The sequence below is a fragment of the Phytohabitans aurantiacus genome (assembly GCF_027923225.1).
Classification (GTDB): domain Bacteria; phylum Actinomycetota; class Actinomycetes; order Mycobacteriales; family Micromonosporaceae; genus Phytohabitans; species Phytohabitans aurantiacus.
The window spans coordinates 93,130-111,034 of sequence record NZ_BSDI01000014.1; the positions used below are offsets into that span (position 1 = coordinate 93,130).

A 17,905-nucleotide genomic window follows, 5' to 3' on the forward strand; every position below is an offset into this window, starting at 1 on the left:
GTCGGCATCGTTAATGCGTCGCGCGTTCGGGATCTACTTCGGCGCCGCGCCCTGGGCCGCGTCGGTGAGCGTCGTGGTCATGGTGGTCGGTGGCCTGGCCGCGGTGGCCACCGCCTGGTTCACGCGAGCGCTCGTCGACGGTCTCGCCGCCAACGACGGATCGCGGATCTGGGCCGGTGTCGCCGGGTTCGGCGCGCTGGCCGTCGTGTCGCCGGTCATCATGCACGTCTCCCAGTACGCGCTGCGGGACGCGGAACGCCGCGTGACGATACGCACGCAGCAGGAGCTGTTCGCCGCGGTGTCGGCGCATCCCGGTCTGACGGAACTGGAAGACAGCACATTCCACAACCGGCTTCGACTGGCCCACGAGGCGAGCCGCTTCGCGCCGACCCAGCTCAACAGCATGGTTCTGGCTATCGGGCAGGAAGCGATAACCGTGGTGGCTTTCGGCGTCACGCTGGTGCGCTGGTCACCCATGGCGGGTGTGCTGGTGCTGCTCGCCGCCGCGCCCACGCTGATCGCCCAGATCCGCCTGGCACGCATGCGGGGAGCGATGCTGGAGCGCACCGTGCCGATGTTTCGAAGGCAGAACTTCTACTCCGCTCTCCTGCTCGACATGCGCGCCGCGAAGGAGATCCGGCTGTTCGGGCTCGGCTCGTTCTTCCAGGGGCGACTCCTGCGCGAGCTGCGAGCGGCCCAGTCGCAGGAGCGTCACCAGGACCGCCTGGCACTGTGGGTCGACAGCGCCCTGGCGACGCTGACCGGCCTCGTATCGCTGGCCGCGCTGGCGTTCTTCGTCGCGCGGATAGCAGACGGCAAAGGCACCGTTGGCGACCTCATGGTGGTGATAGCCGCACTCGCCGCGTTGCAGATGTCCGTGTCGGGTCTGGTCCGCCAGATAGCGATGCTCGGCGAGACGTTCGTCATGTTCGCCCACTACGTCGACATCACGGCGGTGATTCGCGAGGCGCCGCGGTCCCCGCTGCCGGCGGCGCCGCCGCTGGAGCGCGGCGTGGAGTTCGACGACGTGTGGTTTCGGTACGCCCCCGACCATGACTGGGTCCTGCGCGGCGTCACGTTGCGGATTCCCCGTGGCACATCGCTCGCGGTCGTGGGCGACAACGGCGCCGGCAAGTCCACAATGGTCAAGCTGCTCTGCGGATTCCACGCTCCTACCAAAGGCGCCATCCGGTGGGACGGAGTCGATATCGCCACCATCGACCCCGCGTCGCTGCGGGCGCGAGTCGGTGCCACGTTCCAGGACTTCATGACATACGACTTCTCCGCACACGACAACATCGCCGTCGGCGACATCAGCGCGATCGACGACCGTGCGCGGGTACGTGCCGCGGCCGTCACCGCCGACATGGACTCCGTACTCGGCAACCTCCCCAACGGATACGACACGATGCTGACCAGAGCCTTCAGCGATGGAGACGTGCCCGGAGTCGGCGTGGTCCTCTCGGGTGGGCAGTGGCAGCGCCTGGCGCTCGCCCGAGCCGCGCTGCGGGAAGGCGCTGACCTGCTGATCCTCGACGAGCCGTCGTCAGGACTCGACGTGGCCACCGAGCACGAGATCAACCGGCGGCTGATGTCGTTGCGCCGCACGCACACCAGCCTGTTGATCTCGCACCGTCTCAACACCGTCCGGGAGGCCACCAGCATCGCCGTACTGTCCGGCGGCCGCATCCTCGAACAGGGCAGTCACGACGAGCTGATGGCGTCGGGAGGACGCTATGCCGAGTTGTTCCGTCTTCAAGCGTCCGGTTACGACGACGCTCTCACCACTCGGGCGGCGATGTGAACGTGAACGTTGATACCACGCTGCGGGTGTCGTTGCTGGGGCCGCTCGAAGTGACCGTCGGGGGAGAGCCGATGACCCTCGGCGGGTTGGGAAAGCGCGCGCTGCTGGCGACGCTCGCCCTCAACCTGGGCACGGTGGTCGGTGTCAGCCGTCTCGTCCAGGTCATCTGGGACGACCACCCGCCGATGACGGCGACGACGAAGCTCCAGGGCCACATCTCCGCGCTGCGGCAGAGCCTCGTGCGGCTCGGTGGGCCGGAAGCGGCGAACGCGCTGCAGACCCGGCCACCGGGGTACGTGCTGTGTGGCCACCGCACGTCGACCGACCTCGCGTGCTTCGACGAGCTCACCCGTCGCGGGGCCGGTGCGCGGCTTCCCGAAGGTGCCGAGCAGCGCGTCGCGTCCCTGTCCGCGGCGCTGGGGCTGTGGCGTGGCAGCGCCTGCGTCGACGTCAGGTCCGCCGGCGTGGCGGTCATCGCGGCATCGCTCGACGAGCGCAGGTGGCGGGCGATGGAAGACCTCGCCGAGGCGCAGCTGGTACTCGGGGACCACAACGCCGTCATCGACGCGATGGAGCCTCTCGTGCGCCAGTGGCCCTACCGGGAGCGCGCGTGGGAGCACCTCATCGAGGCGCATGTGAGGCGCGGCGACGTCGCGTCCGCCCTGGCCGTCCACGACCAGTTGTGCCGCATCCTGGCCGCTGACCTCGGCGTCGGCCCTGGTCAGCGGATCGGCCGGCTGGTCAGCACGATCCGCGCCGGCGCCGGCGTTAGCGCACCGTTAGTGGACCGGTAGCGGCTGATGACACCGTGGCCGTACCGGCAAACCGCCGGCCGACGGGGAAGGGGAACGAGGATGAAGATCATCGATAGGCTGGGCGACCGGCTGCTGGCCAGGCTGCTGCCGAGGGCCAAGGCATCCGCGTGCAACGTCTGCAGTCTCGCCTACGTCGGGTGCGGTGGTCCCTTCTGTTACTACTACTACAACAAGGTGGTCGCGGGCCAGGTGCGCTGCTACGCCAACACCGCGCGTTCCTGCGACGCGCCATCGGTGAGCTACACCGTGGGCTGCTGCTGATCGTCGATCCGCTGCCGCCGGCCGGACACTGTCTGGCCGGCGGCAGCATGTTGGAGGGCATTAGGATGCCGGGGCGTGGACGGGTGGTGACGTGATGCTGGGCATGGCGCTTTCGCAGTGGCGGGTTCGGCTGCGTCGGTCGTTGGCGTTGTTGTCGATGATCGCCGTCGCGGTGGCCGGGTTCACGCTGCTCACCGGTGCCGCGGTGACCTCGCGTCTGGACACTGTGGGCACCGTCGCGGCCAACTACCGCCCCGTGTACGACCTGCTGGTGCGCCCCAAAGACGCCGTCCTGCCGTTGGAGCGTCAGCGCAACCTCGTCCAGTCGGGCCAGTTGGCGGGGATGCGCGGCGGGATCACCGTCGACCAGTGGCGGGAGATCCAGGCGATGCGTGGCGTATCCGTCGCGGCGCCGGTATCGGTGGTCGGGTACGTGATGCGCACCGTACCCGTGACGATCGACCTGTCCGACGCGATCGACCCGACCGCCGAGCGCCAGGTGCTGCGGGTACAGCCGACGTGGGTGACCGACGCCGGGCTGAGCCGGATCCCCGACGGACCCGCCTATCTCTACGTGACGCGTAACCGGCTCGACGTGGTGCCCAACAGCGAACTGACGAGCGGCGGAGGACTGCCGCCTCCCGAGGAGGTCGACGCTGACGGCCAGCGCGTGAAGATCTGCCCGGTGACGGCGGCGATCGGCCAGGACGACTGGCTTTCGCCGACGGATCTGCGAGCCCGGTCGTCGCTGACGTGTATCGGCGGCATGGGCTCGACGGATCGCGAGGGCAAGGCGATGCGCCCGGTCGTCACTCTGGTGTGGACGGTGCCTTTCCTGATGGCCGCGGTCGATCCCGACTCCGAGGCGGCACTGGCGGGGCTGGACAAGTCCGTCACCTCGGGCCGATACTTCACCTCCGCCGAGAAACCGACATCGCATCGCCTGCCGGGGATGCCGTATCCGTACTCGCGGCTGCCGATCCTGATCGCCGACCGGCCGCAGGTCGACGGTGCGCTCGATATCGACGTGCGGCGGCTGAACCCGGGCGCGACGGACCTGGTGCGCACCGGCACCGACGACCAGCGCCTGCGCGCCGCGCTGGCAAGCGAGTCCGGCACACCGGTCAAGAAGGCGTCGATGCCGATCGACGAGCCCTACCGGAACATGGTCGACCGGATGCTGCACCCCGGCGAGCTCGGCGTCGAATACGACCTGGCGACGGCGAACACGATGTGGCTGCACTCGTTCTGGACCGTCGGGCCGGCAAACGTCGAGCAGGCCGGCAACGGCATGCGGGCACAGGCCGCTCCGTACGATCTGAAGATCTGGGGTCAGGGTGCCGACGACGGCGGGTCGTCCCGGCACGTCCCGATGGAGTTCGCCGACACCAGCGTCCGCGACGGCGTCGCCGTCCATCGAAACATGGCACACGGGTACGAGCTCAAGCCCGGCGACGTCAGCATGCCGGATGCCGCGTTGGGTGCGGTGGGCACCTTCGACCCGGCCAAGGTCTCGCTGGGCGGGGCGCTGTCGGCGGTGCCGATGGACACCTACTTCAACCCGGGCGCCGACGGGGCCGACGAGGCGTCCCGGCGGGCGTTGGGCGGCAAGCGCCTGGCGCCGAACGCGAACGTGACCGGGCTGCTGAGCCAACCCCCGCTGCTGCTGACCACGATGGAGGCCATGCCGGCCATCTTCGATCCCGGTGCATACAGCACCGAGCCGGACTACCCCGAGTACCAGCTCAACACCGGCGCGCCGATCAGCGTGGTGCGGGTCCGGCTGGCCGGCGACGTGGGCATCGATGCGATCTCCCGGGAACGGGTGCGGGTGATCGCGGAAGACATCGCCCGCCGCACCGGACTGCAGGTCGACATCACCCTGGGATCCTCGCCCACCGCCGTGACGGTGGGGTATCCCGCGGGCAACTACGGCCGGCCCGACCTCGCCGTGGCGGAGCCGTGGGTGCAGAAGGGCGTCGCGGCGGTACTGGTCAACGCGGCCGACCGCAAGAGCGTGCTGCTGTCCATCCTGGTACTCGCGGTGTGCGCGCTGGCCGTGCTCAACGCCAACACCGCCGCCATCCGCGCCAGGCGCACCGAACTCGGCATCCTCGCCTGCCTCGGCTGGAACCGAAGACAACTGGCGCAGTTGCTGTTCACCGAGATCGCCGGCATCGGTCTCGCCGCCGGCGTCGTGGGCACCGTCCTCGCGTTCGTGTTCGCGCTGCTCTTCGGGCTGGACACCACGTGGACCCACGCACTGCTCGCCATCCCCGCCGCGGTGGGCCTCGCCCTGCTCGCCGGTGGCTGGCCGGCCTGGCGGGCCGCTCGCCCCGACCCGGGCGAAACGGTCCGGCCCGCCGTACTGGGCATCGCCGTCCGGCGGCGGGCACCGCGCCGGGTCGCCACCCTCGCCCTGGCCAATCTCACCCGCACACCCGGCCGCACCCTGCTCGGCGCGATGAGCCTGATGATCGGCGTGGCCGCGCTGACCATACTGCTGGCGATCACGTTCGCCTTCCGCGGCGCGGTCACCGGCACCCTGCTCGGTGACGCCATCACGCTCCAGGCCCGCACCGTCGACTACATCGCCGTAGCGGTCACCATCGTGCTGGGCATCGTGTCGGTCGCCGACGTGCTCTACCTCAACATCTCCGAACGCGCCGCCGAGTTCGCGCTGTTCGGCGCCGTCGGCTGGACCGATGCCGTCCTGAACCGCCTGGTCGTCATCGAGGCCATCGGCATGGGCGTCATCGGCGGCACGCTCGGTGCCGCCGCCGGCCTCGGCGCGGCGGCGGCCTTCGCGGGCGGCGTCACCCCCGCGGTCGTCTGGTGCGCGGTGGCCGCCATGGCGTTCGGCGTCGCCGTCTCCGCCGTGTCGGTGGTGGTGCCGATCGCCATGCTCCGCCGACTGCCCACCGCCCAACTGCTCGCCGAGGGGTGACCACAATGGACCTGAAGTCACCCGAGACGTTGGTGTGCCTGAAGGGTGTGCGCAAGACCTTCCCGCTGCCCGGCGGCTCGCCGCTGGTGGCCGTCGACGACGTCAGCCTGACGGTCGACGCCGGCACCGCGGTCGCGTTGACCGGGCCGAGCGGCTCCGGCAAGTCGACGCTCCTGCACCTGATCGGCGCCATCGAGAAGAGCGACGAAGGCGACATCGACGTCGCCGGCCAGCGGGTGACCGGCCTCTCCGGCCGCGCGCTGGCGGCGTACCGGCGAAGGATCGGGTTCGTCTTCCAACGGTTCCACCTGCTGCCCACGCTCACCGCCCTGGACAACGTGATGGCGCCGCTGATCCCGTTTCGGACCGACTTCGACAAGGCGGCCCGCGCGCGCGAACTGCTGGCAATGGTCGGGCTCGCCGACCGCGCCGCCGCCCTGCCGTCGCGGATGTCCGGCGGGCAGCAGCAGCGGGTGGCCATCGCCCGCGCGCTCGTCAACCAGCCCGTGCTGCTGCTGGCCGACGAACCCACCGGCAACCTCGACAGCCACACCGGCGGCGCCATCGTCGACCTACTGCTGAACCTGCGAGACGAGCACGGCACCACCCTCATCATGGCCACCCACGACGCCACCATCGCCGCCCGCTGCGACCGCGCCGTCCACATGCGAGACGGCCAGCTCACCACGGAAGCGATCAGCTAGAGACCGCTCAAGGTCAAGTTCAGAATCGGCCATTGAGCTACCGCGATGCCCGTCGTGCGCGAGACCGTTGCTCCCGCGGCCTCACCCTCCGCGACACACGCCCTACCCTAGTCGCGGACTTCGACGATGGCCTCGATCTCGACGGAGAAGTCGAACGGTAGTGAGGCGACGCCCACGGCGGAGCGGGTGGGCGCGCCCGCCTCGCCGAACACCTTGACGAGTAGGTCGGTGGCGCCATTCGCGACCAGGTGATGCTCGGTGAAGTCGGAAGCGGCCTTGACGAAGACGACGAGTTTGAGGAAACGAGCCACGCGCGAGAGGTCCTTCAACTCCGTCTTCAAGGTGCCGAGGAGGTTCAGCATCACCGCCTCGGCCGCCTGCTGTCCTTCGTGGACGGAGACGGAGGTGCCGACCTTGCCGGTGTGTCATGGCTACACCGGAACGGAGTCGTACCTGGCGGAGATGGCCGCCCGTACGGCTGGGTCGGTGATGCTGTCCGCGGGTAGCCGGCCAAGCTCGAAGAACATCTCCTCCAGCCCGCCGGGCACCATGAGGCCGAGCAGGGTGCCGCTGCCGCGAGCGCGGATCATGTGGCGGACGCCTCGGGGTATCAGCACGTACGATCCCGGGCCGGTGTCGAGCTTCTCGTCTCCGACCTCGAACGTGAAATCGCCGTCGAGGACGAAGAAGGACTCCTCCATCCGCCGGTGCAGGTGCGGAACCGTCCACGGACCCTGCTGGCCGGTGAACTCGACGAGGCTGAAGGCGCCACCGGTGGTGGGTTCGCCGGCGGCCAGTACGCGCATCTGGATTACGCCCATCGTGACGACGCGTCCATCGTCGGGCAGTACCGTGTGTGCTTGTCCAGAGACAATCATTGTGCTCACCCCCTCCAGCACACCCTCCGGCGGCCGCCGCCAAGCGGCAATATCAGAAAGTGAAGTTGCCTGGTCGGCTGCGCGTGGGACGCTTCTGTCATGCGGACGTACGGCCAGTACTGCCCGGTGGCCCGGACGTCGGAGCTGATCGCGGAGCGATGGACGCCGATAATCATCCGGAACCTGCTCACCGGGTGCCGGACCTTCACCGAGATCCGTCAAGGCGCCCCGGGGATACCGCCCGCGCTCCTCACGCAGCGGCTGGACACGCTCGAGCGGCACGGCATCCTGACCCGCCGCCGGGCCACGTCAGGGAGGGGCTGGATCTACGAGCTCACCGACAAAGGGCAGGAGCTGAAGGCGGTCTGTGACGCGATGGGGCAGTGGGGTGCGCGGTGGCTGGAGATCGAGCCACACCACCTCGATCCGGCGTACGTGCTGTGGGCCACGCTGAAGCTCGTCGACGTCGAGTCGCTTCCCGAACGTGCTGTCGTCGTGCGTGTCGAGTTGCGGGATCGCCCCGGTGAGCCGTACTGGCTGATACTGCGCAGGCCGCGACCGGAGCTGTGCACCCGAGGCACCGGGTATGTCGAGGACATCGTGGCACGCACGGACGCGGCCTGCCTGGTCGACATCCACCTGCGGCGCACCACCTATGGTGAGGCACTGCGTGCCGGACGGCTGACCTTGGAGGGATCGCGGTCCCTCATCCGAGGGCTCATGACGTGGCTGCGTCCCAGCCCGTACGCGGAGACGGCGGGTTGATCGCCGATCACGGGTAGCGGGTGAGTTGGCGGCGGATGGTCACGGTGAGAGCGCCGGACGCGGCCAGGAGCAGGCCGATTTCGATGAGCTGGAACCACGGGTACCGGTCGGCGGGCTGGTAGACGATCCGCTGGCGCAGGCCGAGCCGGTCCATGCACTCCGCCGTCGGCCACGTGTTCGCCGGGTCCTGGCACAGCGCGCCGGCGGCGTCGGCGGTCAGCTTCCGCCCCGAACTGTCCACGTAGGACGTCGAGAATATCCAGCCGCGCGAATCGTTGCGGGACACGCCGTCCTGGATCATGTCGCCGCCGTCGACGAGGCGCTCCGCGGGCGGCATGTAGTGCGGGCGGAGCAGGATCAGCCCGGCGAAGGCCAGCGGCAGGACGACCAGCGTGACCGCCATGGCCATGGTGGTACGGCGCACCAGTACCCCGATGGCCGCGCCGACGAGCAGGACGAACACCCAGGTGGCCGCCGGGACGGCGCCGGACTGGCTGAACACCACGTCATCGCCGAACGGCGCGGCGGCGAACATCGACCCGAAACCCGCCCGCGACCAGGACACCACGGCGCCGGTGACCGCGCCGAGGAGCGCCGCCGCGGCGGCCAGCGCGCCGAGTTTGACCGCGAGCCAGCGTGCGCGGCTCACCGACTGGGTGAACGCCAGCCGGTACGTGCCGAGCTCCAGCTCCCTGGAGATCAGTGGTGCGCCCACGAACATGCCCATGGCCAGGGGCAGCAGGTTGCCGAACATCACCACCTCGCCCATCGTGTTGAACGTGGCGTCGACGGTGTTGGACGCCTCGAAGCACGACGGTGGCACGTGCGCGTCGCCGCCGAGCGAGGCACAGCCGCTGAGCGCGTCGCGTGCCCGCACGCCCGCCGACAGCAGGTAGCCCCAGTAGACCGCCAGCAGCGCGCCGATGCCGATCAGCTGCCAACGATGCTGGCGCCAGGTCAACCAGATCATGACGCACTCCTCTCGCGCTGCCTCGTCGGGCCGGGCAGGGCGCTCGACTCCGGTCGTCGCAGGTAGTTCAGGACCAGCTCGTCGAGGCTGGCATCGCGCACCGTCCACGCTGGACCGACGGTGTGCCCGGAGACGCGGGCCAGTACGGACGCCTGCCGCCCATTGACGGTCTGTGCCACCACCGGCAGCCGCTCCGGCAGGGTGTCGAGGGCCTCGCGCGGGCCGACGATCAGCTTGTGCGTTTCGAGGAGCTCGTCGATGTCGCCGCTGACCTGTACCCGTCCCTGGTTGATGGCCACCAGCCAGTCGCAGGTCTCCGCCAGGTCCGAGATGATGTGTGACGACAGCAGCACCGTCATGCCCGACTGGGCGACGGTCTCCATCAGCAGCGCCATCACGTCGTGCCGGGCCACCGGGTCGAGGCTGGCCAGCGGCTCGTCGAGCAGGAGCAGCCGGGGTCGCTTGGCGAGGGCGAGGACCAGCGCGACCTGGGCCCGCTGGCCGCCCGACAGGCGCCCGGCCGGTACGTCGGTGGGCAGCCGGAGCCTGGCCAGCCGGTCGCGGGCCCACGGGTCGTCCCAGCCGGGGTTGAGCCGGCGGCCGAAGGTGAGCAGGTCGGTCACGGTGAACGTCGGGTACAGCGCGGTGTCCTGCGCCATGTAGGCGACCTGGGCGAGCGTGTCCGGCCGGGCGCTCAGCGGCTCTCCGAACAGTCGCAGCCCGCCCTCGGAGGGCCGCAGCAGTCCGGCGGTCAGGTTGAGCAGGGTGCTCTTGCCGGCGCCGTTGGGGCCGACCAGCGCGATCACCCGCCCCTTCGGCAGCGCCAGCGAGCAGCCCCGCAGCGCCCAGGTGCGGCGGTACCGCCGGCCCAGGTCAATGGCTTCCACAGCGGAGCTCATGCCACCCCCTCCTGTGCCGCGTCCCGGATGGCCGCGGTGAACAGGGCCTCGACGTCCTCGCGGACCATGCCGGCCGCGTACGCCGAGCGCACCCATCCGGTCAGCTGCCGGCGCAGCCGGGCACGGTCGACCGGCGAGGCCTGGCCGAGGGTCCGCTCGACGAACGTGCCGAGGCCGGGTCGCGCGCTGACCAGCCCTTCCCGCTCCAACTCCCGGTACGCCTTGAGCACCGTGTTCGGGTTGATCGCGAGCGCGGCGACCACCTCCGTGGCGGTCGGCAGCCGATCACCCGGCTTCAGGAGCCCGAGCCGGAGTGCGTGCTTGACCTGCTGCACGAGCTGCACATACGTCGACACGCCCGACCGGCGATCGAGATGAAAGTCGATCACCACACCACCCTTCCACTAATCAGATAGTGGAATGATGCAGATGGCGCCGCGACCTGTCAACGCGTACCCTCAAGATTCGATGTCCTTTCACGTCCAGCCCTTCCAGGTACAGGTGCCGGAGTCCGACCTCGACGAGCTGCGCACCCGGTTGGCCCGCACCAGATGGCCCGAGCCCGCGCCGGTGCCCGGCTGGGCGCAGGGGGTGCCGCTGGACGTGCTGCGAGACCTGTGCCGGTACTGGGCGCAGGACTACCAGTGGCGGGCCGCCGAGGCGCGGCTCAACGCGGTGCCGCAGCGGACGCCTTCGACGTCGTGATCCCCTCGATACCCGCGTACGGCTTCAGCGCCAAGCCGGCGACCAGCGACTGGGGCACCAGCATCTCCAGCATGCTCGGTGTGCTGGACGCCGAGCACGTGGCCGGCATCCATCTCGTGCCGCCCCTCGCCGGCCCGGACCCGAGCGACGACCTCACCGCCGCCGAACGGGAAGCGCTGGCCCGGATGCGGCACCGCGGACGGACCGCGTCGGCGTACTCCGAGATGCACCGCACCGCCCCGCAGACCGTCGGATACGCCCTGCTGGACTCGCCGGCCGGGTTGTGCGCCTGGATGGGGGAGAAGCTGATCGCCTGGAGCGATCACCGTCTCGGACCGGCCGACGACCTGCCCGGCGCCCTGACGCGGGACCAGATCCTCGACCAGGTCACGCTGTACTGGCTGACCGGCACCGCCGCGTCTTCGGCGAGGCTCTACGCCGAGAGCATCGACACGGTCTCGCGCTGGATCACCGGCGCGTCCGCCGACCCGGTCCACGTACCCGTCGGCGCGTCCGTCTTCCCCGCCGAAGTGCCGCGGACCTCCCGTCGCTGGGCCGCCCGCCGCTACCCGGACATCCGGTACTGGATGGAGCACGACCGCGGCGGCCACTTCCCGGCCCTCGAAGTGCCCGACCTGCTCGTACGCGACCTGCGCGCCTTCTTCCGCCCGCTCCGATGACCCGCGATCCGGTCGTGTGCCGCGGAGGGTGAGGCCGCGGGAGCAGCGGTCTCGCCCACGACGGATGTCGCGGTAGCCCAAAAGGGTTTTGCCGGGGTAACGATCTACGGCAGGTTGGAGCGACGGACGGGGAGCCAGCCGGTGAGCATCGGGACGAGGGTGGACAGCAGCGGCTCGCCAAAGACGCAGAGTGTCTGCTCCCACGGATGCCCGAACGTGCCGGTGCTCATGTCGTCGGTGAGGAAAATGTAGTAGTCACCGTCGGGAAAGACGTCGGTCTGCCAGCGCGCGTCTCGTTGGCAGGCGAACCGATGCGGCCAGAACCGGTACGTCTGATGCTGCCAGTCGAGCACGACAAGGCTGCTGTCCGGTTCGAGCACGCGGACCCACGCGAGCAGGGCGAGACGGTTGACGGCGGCCGCCCCGGCGTCGAACTCCGACTGGCTGCGCGCGGCGAAGATCGGGCCGAGGTCCACAGTGACCGATGGGACCGGCTCGCTGATCGCGGGCCAGTGCTGGACGCTGGGCCGGAAATCGAACCGCTCGTAGAACGGCGTCCAGTACTCGTCGTCGGCGTCCATGGCGATCGGACTCCAAGCCATATCCACCGGTCGATCATCCATCACCCCCAGATCGAGAGGATTTTGGGCTGCCGCGCTATCTTCGGAGCGTGCATCGGGTATCGATCGCGGTAATAGCGGCGCTGGGCGCGTCCATCACCGGCTGTTCGTCGGATTCTTCCTCGCCAAGCACACCGTCGCCGTCGCCCTCGGTCTCCACGTCCACGGTGCCGCTCAAGTCGCAGGCCGGCTGGTGCTACGCCCGCAACCCCAAACCCGCGGGCACGTACCGGAAGGTGGAGTGCACCGATCCAGCCGCGGAGGCGAAGGTCGCGCAGATCAATTTCGCCGAGGAGGTTGTCTCCGGCGGCGAGTACCGATACGACTGCACCATCGACGAGATCGACTTCTTCCTCGACCTGGACGCTGACCCGCCGGTCGAGGCGGCCTTCACCGGGAAAGGCAAACAGTTCGCCTGCATGCAGACCACGAAGGGTCCGCACGCGGACGAGCCCGGCGGTGGCAGGACACCCATCGTGGTCGGCGACTGCGTCCACCCGAGCCAGCCGGTCAAGAACGGCATCATGGAGACCCAGTACATCAGCGAGATCCGCTGTGCTCAGGCCGACGTGTTCCCGCCGGCCTACAGGGTCACCGCGATCGGCAAAAGCATCCGTTGTCCGGCCGGCACCGCGCTGACGTTCGTGATCACGCCACTGGGCTCGATCAATGGCGAGACGGCCTGCGCCAGGAAGGTCTGACCGGCTAGGCGGCGCCGCCGTTGACGTACAGGACCTGGCCGTTCACCCAGCGAGCGGGGCCGGCGAGGAACGCGACGGCTTCGGTGATGTCTTCGGGGGTGCCCAGCCGCCCCATCGGGTTCAAAGCGGCGATCTGGTCGATCGCCTGCTGGCTCTTGCCTTCGAAGAACAGCGGCGTGGCGGTGGGGCCGGGCGCGATCGCGTTGACGGTGATGTCCCGGCCGCGCAGTTCGCGCGCGAGGATCAGCGTCAACGCCTCGACGGCTCCTTTGGACGCGGCGTAGGCGCCGTAGCCGGGGATCTGCAGTCGGGTGACCGATGTGGAGAAGTTGATGATCGCGCCACCATCGCGTACGCGCTGGGCGGCGAGCTGGTCGACGACGAAGGTGCCGCGAACGTTGGTACGCAGGATGCGGTCGAGGGTTTCCAGATCCAGCTGCGCGACGGGTGCGAGCGGCATGATGCCCGCCGTGTGCACCACGACGTCGACGCCTCCGAACTCGCGGTCGGCGGCGTCGAACACCGCGGCCATCGCCGCCTCGTCGGCCACGTCCGCGCCCGCCACGGTCGCTCGGCCTCCGGCGCGTGCCACCGCGGTCGCCGTCTCCTCGGCGCGGTCCTTGCCGCCGGCGTAGTGCACGACGACGGAGAAGCCGTCGGCGCCCAGGCGTTCGGCACTGGCCCTGCCGATGCCGCCGGACCCACCGCTGACGATCGCGACCCGACCCGCGTTGTTCGACATGATCCAACCTCCGCTAGTATATGGACAACCTGTACACTACTGCGACCGACAGAAATGTACAAGGAGTCCATAAGAAGGGACCGTGTGATGTCCGAGACCCCTGCCGCTCGACGGGGACGCGGTCGCCGGCCGGCCGCCGAGGTGCGCGCCGCCGTGCTCGCCGCGGCGGGGCGCATCCTGCTGCGAGACGGCATGCGCGCGGTGACGTTCGACCGCGTGGCGGCCGACGCGGGCGCGAGCAAGATGACCCTCTACAAGTGGTGGCCGTCGCCGGGTGCGCTGGCCGCCGAGGCGTACTTCGCCCGGAGCCGCGACGCGCTCGACTTCCCCGACACCGGCGATCTTCGCGCCGACCTGATCGCGCAGCTCAGCGCGTTCGTGCGCCTGCTCAAGGAGGAAGGCGCCGAGAAGCCGGTCTCCGAGCTCATCGGCGCGGCCCAGATGGACCCCGACCTTGCCCGGGCGTGGTCCGAGAGCTACGCGTTGCCCCGCCGCGAACTCGCCCGCGTGCGCCTGAGGGGCGCGCAGGTGCGGGGGCAACTGCGCGCTGACGCGGATCTCGACATCATCGTCGATCAGCTGTGGGGCGCCTGCTATCACCGGCTGCTCGTGCTCAGGGTGCCGTTCGACGAGTCGATCGTGGCGCGGCTGGTCGACCACGCGCTCCACGGGGCGGCGCCGCGAAGCGCGTGAGGGCGGCCGCGGACTGTACCTACAGGTATGTACACTGGCCGCATGGACTCGCGACAGCTCCTGGTCGACACGATGAGCGAGCTCATGTGGGAGCGCGGCTACGCCGACACCAGCCCGCGTGAGGTGCGCAAACGGTCCGGCGTGGGGCAGGGCAGCATGTACCACCACTTCCCGACCAAGCGCGACCTGGCGCTTGCCGCCCTCGAGCGCAACGTCGCCGACCTGCTGCCGGCCTCGTCCGAGCTCGACGGTCCGGGCGGTCCGATGGCCCGGATCGAGGCGTACCTGATGCGTCCGCGCGACGCCCTCAAGGGCTGCAAGGTCGGCCGGATGACCCAGGACCCTCAGGTCCGGGAGGACCCGGTTCTGCTCGCCCCGGTGGCGCGCGCGTTCGCCCAGGTGCACGACCGGTGGGTCGCGGTGCTGCGCGAGGCCATCGCCGCCGGCGAACTGCGCGAGGGCCTCGACGCACGGCAGCTCGCACACACCCTGATGGCGGTCCTGCAGGGCGGCTACGTGCTCGCGATCGCGCAGCAGGACCCGGGTCTGTTCGACGACGCCCGCGCGGGCGCGCTGGCGCTGCTCCGGGCGGCGGCACCATCCGTCCCCGGCAACGAGAACAACGGGAGGAACTGAACGCCATGACGGTACGCATCGGCATCAACGGGTTCGGACGGATCGGGCGCAGCTACCTGCGCGCCGCCCTGGCGAACAACGCCGACGTCGAGGTGGTCGCGGTCAACGACCTCACCGACGCCCGCACGCTGGCCACCCTGCTCGAGTGGGACTCCATCTCCGGCCACCTCGACGGGGTCGCCTTCGACGGTGACGCGATCGCCGTACAGGGCAAGCGCATCAAGGTCTTTGCGCAGTCCGACCCCGCCAGCATCCCGTGGGGCGACGCCGGTGCCGACATCGTCATCGAGTCCACCGGCCACTTCGCGGACGGCGTCGCCGCGGCGGCCCACCTCAAGGGCGGCGCGCGGAAGGTCGTCATCTCGGCACCGGCCAAGGGAGACGTCCCCACGTTCGTTCTCGGGGTCAACGACGACAGCCTCGACCCGGACAGCCACGACGTGTTCTCCAACGGCTCCTGCACCACGAACTCGCTGGCGCCGCTGGCCAAGGTGCTCAACGACTCGTTCGGTGTCGAGTCGGGACTGATGACGACGATCCACGCGTACACGGGGGACCAGCGGCTCCACGACGCGCCGCACTCCGACCTGCGCCGGGCCCGCGCGGCAGCCGTCTCGATCATCCCGACCTCGTCGGGCGCGGCGAAGGCGATCGGCAAGGTCATCCCGGAGCTCGACGGGCGCCTCACCGGAGCCGCGCTGCGCGTGCCCGTGCCGGTGGGCTCGATCACCGATCTCACCGTGGTTTTGCGGCAGCGTGCCAGCGTCGAGGACGTCAACGCGGCGTTCCGCGAGGCGGCCGCCTCCCCGCGGCTGCGGAACTATTTGCAGTACTCCGAGGCACCGCTGGTCTCGGCGGACATCGTCGGCAACCCGTACTCGTCGATCTTCGACGCGCCGCTGACCGAGGCCGTCGGCAACCAGGTCAAGGTCCTCGGCTGGTACGACAACGAGTGGGGGTTCTCCAACCGCCTCGTCGAGTTCTCCGAGCGCATCGGAGCTACCGCCATGGCGTGACGGGGTGCAACCTCGCGTTGTCTGCCGGCGTGTGGAGTACATGAGAACACCTTGTGTAACCGTCCTTGTCGCCACGGTGACGATGGTCGTGACCCTCGGCGCGGAGGCCCACGCGTCACCAACGTCCGGATGGACGTCGCGCGTCGCCGTCGCCCTATCGGGCGGTGCCCCGAACAACACCAGCGAACGGCCGGCCATCAGCGCTGATGGCCGGTACGTCGCGTTCTCCTCGGCGGCGTCGAACCTGGTACCCCGTGACACCAACGGCACGACCGACGTGTTCGTCCGGGACACCCGGACCGGAGTCACGAGCCGGGTGAGCCTCACCGGGACCGGCGGTCAGGTGAACCGGCACAGCAAGGACCCGGACATCAGCGCGGACGGGCGGTACGTCGCCTTCCTGTCGTACGGGACGAACATCCTGCCGGGCGATCCCAACGCCCTCGGCAACGTGTACGTCCGGGATCGGTTGGCGGGCACCACGATGCGGGCCAGTCCGCTGCCCTCGAGCGGCCAGTTCGACAACAACGCGGCCGAACCAAGCATCAGCGCGGACGGGCGGTACGTCGCCTACATGACCTACTCGGCGCTGATACCCACCGATACGAACGGGACACCCGACGTCTACACGTGGACGCGCGACACCGGAGCGGTGGAGCGGGTGTCCGTCTCGATGGCCGGCGGAGACTCCGACGGTGAAAGCTACGGCGCCGACATCAGCGACGATGGCCGGTACGTGACGTTCAGTTCCAACGCGACCAACCTCGTAGCCGGGGACGACGACGGGTGGGACGTGTTCGTCCGCGATCGCCGCGCCGGCACCACCACCCGGGTCAGCGTGTCCGGGGACGGTACGCCGGGAAACGGCGGGAGCTCTGGCGCGCGGATCAGCGGCGACGGGCGGTACGTGGTCTTCCATTCCGCCGCCTCGAATCTCGTCGACGGCGACACCAACGGTCGCGGTGACACGTTCGTGCGCGACCGCGTCACCGGGACGGCGGAGCTGGTCAGGATCGCCGCCGGCGGCGGTCAACTCCCCGAGATCGCCCAGGCGGTGATCAGCGGGAACGGCCGGTACGTCGCCTTCTCCGCGTTTACCGGCGGGGAGAACCACGTTCTGCGCCTCGACCGCCGGACCGGCGCGACGATCATCATCAGCCTCGCCACGAATGGCGCCGCGGCCAACGGCCACAGCGGCCAACCGACCATCAGCGCGGACGGTCTCGTCATCGCCTTCGTCTCGATAGCCAGCAACCTGGTACCGGGCGACACGCTCGGCAACGAGGAGGTCTTCCTGCGCCGCCCTCGCCGCCACGCCACCCACCCGTGAGGCGCTGGAAGACACGCGGAGGGTGAGGCCGCGGGAGCTACGGTCTTGAGCACGACGGCCGTCGCGGCAGCTCAAATCCTGGTTATCGCAGGGCGCTGGCCAGGACCGTGGTCACGACATTGTGGATGGTCGCGGGCTCTGGTGGGTCGCCGTTCCGCTCGGTGAACAGCAGTTGCGCGGCGCCGATCAGGGTGGGTGCGAGCACGTCGACGTCGGCGTCGGGGGCGATGCGGCCGTGGTCGCGTTCGGCCGTCAGGTAGCCGGCGATCATGGCCGTGCCCTCGCCGACGAGCGGGAACCGGGCGGTGCCGGCCGCGCGCAACCGCGTGCGGAGCTCGTCGCGGGCGATGACCAGGACCACGATCGCCACCATGACCGGGTCGAAGAGGGTCATCAGGACGCGGGTCAGGTTGTCGGCGACGGTCCCGGTGCCGGCCGTGTCTCGCAGGGCGGTGGCCTGGGCCTCGACCAGTGCGATGCGGTCCAGCACCAGCGCGGCGAGAAACGCGTCGAAGTCGGCGAAATGGCGATGCAGGACCCCCTTGGCGACGCCTGCTTCCGTGGTGACCGCCCGGCTGGTCAGGCCGGTGACACCGTCCCGGACCAGCACGCGAACGGCGGCGTCGAAGAGTTGTTGGCGCGGGTCTCGCAGCGCTACGCCGGTCGGCAACGGGGGAATCCCTTCCGTGGAGAGCAAGCGCGATTGCAGGAGTGGGCACATGCCCACTAGAGTGGGCGC

The 17,905-nt window shown here is 69.8% G+C and carries 20 protein-coding genes and 1 pseudogene; 13 read left to right on the forward strand and 8 right to left on the reverse strand.

Annotated features, from left to right (window positions below; translation table 11 throughout):
• Positions 1–13 precede the first annotated feature (13 nt).
• The 5 genes from QMG73_RS17355 (at position 14) to QMG73_RS17375 (ending at position 6,531) form a co-directional block, all read left to right on the forward strand.
• The gene (locus QMG73_RS17355) at positions 14–1,804 is read left to right on the forward strand and encodes an ABC transporter ATP-binding protein (RefSeq protein ID WP_281896803.1); all 1,791 of its coding nucleotides are present in this window, start codon (positions 14–16) and stop codon (positions 1,802–1,804) included.
• A 2-nt stretch (positions 1,805–1,806) separates the two neighbouring features.
• Positions 1,807–2,598: an AfsR/SARP family transcriptional regulator gene (locus QMG73_RS17360; protein ID WP_281896806.1), complete on the forward strand. Its 792-nt coding sequence runs from the start codon at positions 1,807–1,809 to the stop codon at positions 2,596–2,598.
• Positions 2,599–2,658: 60 nt separating this feature from the next.
• Positions 2,659–2,880 carry a hypothetical protein gene (locus QMG73_RS17365; RefSeq protein ID WP_281896808.1) on the forward strand — a complete coding sequence of 74 codons (222 nt, stop codon included), beginning with the start codon at positions 2,659–2,661 and terminating at the stop codon, positions 2,878–2,880.
• Positions 2,881–2,974: 94 nt separating this feature from the next.
• Positions 2,975–5,827 carry an ABC transporter permease gene (locus QMG73_RS17370; RefSeq protein ID WP_281896884.1) on the forward strand — a complete coding sequence of 951 codons (2,853 nt, stop codon included), beginning with the start codon at positions 2,975–2,977 and terminating at the stop codon, positions 5,825–5,827.
• Between the two features lie 5 nt (positions 5,828–5,832).
• Positions 5,833–6,531 (forward strand): ABC transporter ATP-binding protein, encoded by a 699-nt coding sequence (locus tag QMG73_RS17375; RefSeq protein WP_281896810.1) that lies wholly within the window; start codon positions 5,833–5,835, stop codon positions 6,529–6,531.
• Positions 6,532–6,638: 107 nt separating this feature from the next.
• Here QMG73_RS17375 and QMG73_RS17380 read toward each other — a convergent pair.
• Both QMG73_RS17380 and QMG73_RS17385 read right to left on the reverse strand, forming a co-directional pair.
• Positions 6,639–6,941 (reverse strand): annotated as a pseudogene (locus tag QMG73_RS17380) (RidA family protein); the annotation flags it as partial.
• Between the two features lie 21 nt (positions 6,942–6,962).
• Positions 6,963–7,409 carry a cupin domain-containing protein gene (locus tag QMG73_RS17385; RefSeq protein WP_281896885.1) on the reverse strand — a complete coding sequence of 149 codons (447 nt, stop codon included), beginning with the start codon at positions 7,407–7,409 and terminating at the stop codon, positions 6,963–6,965.
• Positions 7,410–7,508: 99 nt separating this feature from the next.
• On the opposite strand from QMG73_RS17385, the gene QMG73_RS17390 reads away from it, so the two are divergent.
• The gene (locus QMG73_RS17390) at positions 7,509–8,174 is read left to right on the forward strand and encodes a winged helix-turn-helix transcriptional regulator (RefSeq protein WP_281896812.1); all 666 of its coding nucleotides are present in this window, start codon (positions 7,509–7,511) and stop codon (positions 8,172–8,174) included.
• 7 nt (positions 8,175–8,181) lie between these two features.
• On the opposite strand, the gene QMG73_RS17395 is transcribed toward QMG73_RS17390, so the two are convergent.
• Genes QMG73_RS17395 through QMG73_RS17405 form a run of 3 tightly spaced genes read right to left on the reverse strand, consistent with a single transcriptional unit; the run spans position 8,182 to position 10,432 of the window.
• The gene (locus QMG73_RS17395) at positions 8,182–9,144 is read right to left on the reverse strand and encodes an ABC transporter permease subunit (protein WP_281896815.1); all 963 of its coding nucleotides are present in this window, start codon (positions 9,142–9,144) and stop codon (positions 8,182–8,184) included.
• Complete coding sequence (locus tag QMG73_RS17400) at positions 9,141–10,043, reverse strand: ABC transporter ATP-binding protein (protein ID WP_281896816.1); 903 nt, start codon at positions 10,041–10,043, stop codon at positions 9,141–9,143. Before QMG73_RS17400 ends, QMG73_RS17395 begins: the two co-directional genes overlap by 4 nt.
• A complete protein-coding gene (locus QMG73_RS17405; protein WP_281896818.1) occupies positions 10,040–10,432 on the reverse strand; it encodes a GntR family transcriptional regulator in 393 nt (130 codons plus the stop codon). Before QMG73_RS17405 ends, QMG73_RS17400 begins: the two co-directional genes overlap by 4 nt.
• Positions 10,433–10,511: 79 nt before the next feature.
• Between QMG73_RS17405 and QMG73_RS17410 the strand changes: the two genes are divergently transcribed.
• Positions 10,512–10,748, forward strand: coding sequence for an epoxide hydrolase N-terminal domain-containing protein (locus QMG73_RS17410; protein WP_281896819.1), 237 nt, complete (start codon positions 10,512–10,514; stop codon positions 10,746–10,748).
• Entirely contained in the window at positions 10,745–11,428 is a 684-nt protein-coding gene (locus QMG73_RS17415; protein ID WP_281896821.1) for an alpha/beta fold hydrolase, read from the forward strand. The genes QMG73_RS17410 and QMG73_RS17415 overlap by 4 nt, the downstream gene beginning before the upstream one ends.
• A gap of 104 nt (positions 11,429–11,532) precedes the next feature.
• Here the strand turns inward: QMG73_RS17415 and QMG73_RS17420 are convergent, their stop codons facing one another.
• A complete protein-coding gene (locus QMG73_RS17420; RefSeq protein ID WP_281896887.1) occupies positions 11,533–12,030 on the reverse strand; it encodes a DUF2716 domain-containing protein in 498 nt (165 codons plus the stop codon).
• Between the two features lie 68 nt (positions 12,031–12,098).
• On the opposite strand from QMG73_RS17420, the gene QMG73_RS17425 reads away from it, so the two are divergent.
• The gene (locus QMG73_RS17425; RefSeq protein ID WP_281896823.1) at positions 12,099–12,749 is read left to right on the forward strand and encodes a hypothetical protein; all 651 of its coding nucleotides are present in this window, start codon (positions 12,099–12,101) and stop codon (positions 12,747–12,749) included.
• A 4-nt stretch (positions 12,750–12,753) separates the two neighbouring features.
• Here QMG73_RS17425 and QMG73_RS17430 read toward each other — a convergent pair whose 3' ends face one another.
• Positions 12,754–13,491: an SDR family oxidoreductase gene (locus QMG73_RS17430; protein WP_281896824.1), complete on the reverse strand. Its 738-nt coding sequence runs from the start codon at positions 13,489–13,491 to the stop codon at positions 12,754–12,756.
• An 87-nt stretch (positions 13,492–13,578) separates the two neighbouring features.
• Between QMG73_RS17430 and QMG73_RS17435 the strand changes: the two genes are divergently transcribed.
• Genes QMG73_RS17435 through QMG73_RS17450 form a run of 4 tightly spaced genes read left to right on the forward strand, consistent with a single transcriptional unit; the run spans position 13,579 to position 17,166 of the window.
• On the forward strand, positions 13,579–14,184 hold the full coding sequence (locus QMG73_RS17435; RefSeq protein ID WP_281896825.1) for a TetR/AcrR family transcriptional regulator: 606 nt from the start codon (positions 13,579–13,581) through the stop codon (positions 14,182–14,184).
• Positions 14,185–14,226: 42 nt separating this feature from the next.
• Positions 14,227–14,820 carry a TetR/AcrR family transcriptional regulator gene (locus QMG73_RS17440; protein WP_281896827.1) on the forward strand — a complete coding sequence of 198 codons (594 nt, stop codon included), beginning with the start codon at positions 14,227–14,229 and terminating at the stop codon, positions 14,818–14,820.
• Positions 14,821–14,825: 5 nt separating this feature from the next.
• On the forward strand, positions 14,826–15,836 hold the full coding sequence (gene gap, locus QMG73_RS17445; protein WP_281896828.1) for a type I glyceraldehyde-3-phosphate dehydrogenase: 1,011 nt from the start codon (positions 14,826–14,828) through the stop codon (positions 15,834–15,836).
• A 40-nt stretch (positions 15,837–15,876) separates the two neighbouring features.
• Entirely contained in the window at positions 15,877–17,166 is a 1,290-nt protein-coding gene (locus tag QMG73_RS17450; protein WP_281896830.1) for a TolB family protein, read from the forward strand.
• A gap of 82 nt (positions 17,167–17,248) precedes the next feature.
• Here QMG73_RS17450 and QMG73_RS17455 read toward each other — a convergent pair whose 3' ends face one another.
• Positions 17,249–17,836 carry a TetR/AcrR family transcriptional regulator gene (locus QMG73_RS17455; protein ID WP_281896833.1) on the reverse strand — a complete coding sequence of 196 codons (588 nt, stop codon included), beginning with the start codon at positions 17,834–17,836 and terminating at the stop codon, positions 17,249–17,251.
• Between the last annotated feature and the right edge of the window lie 69 nt (positions 17,837–17,905).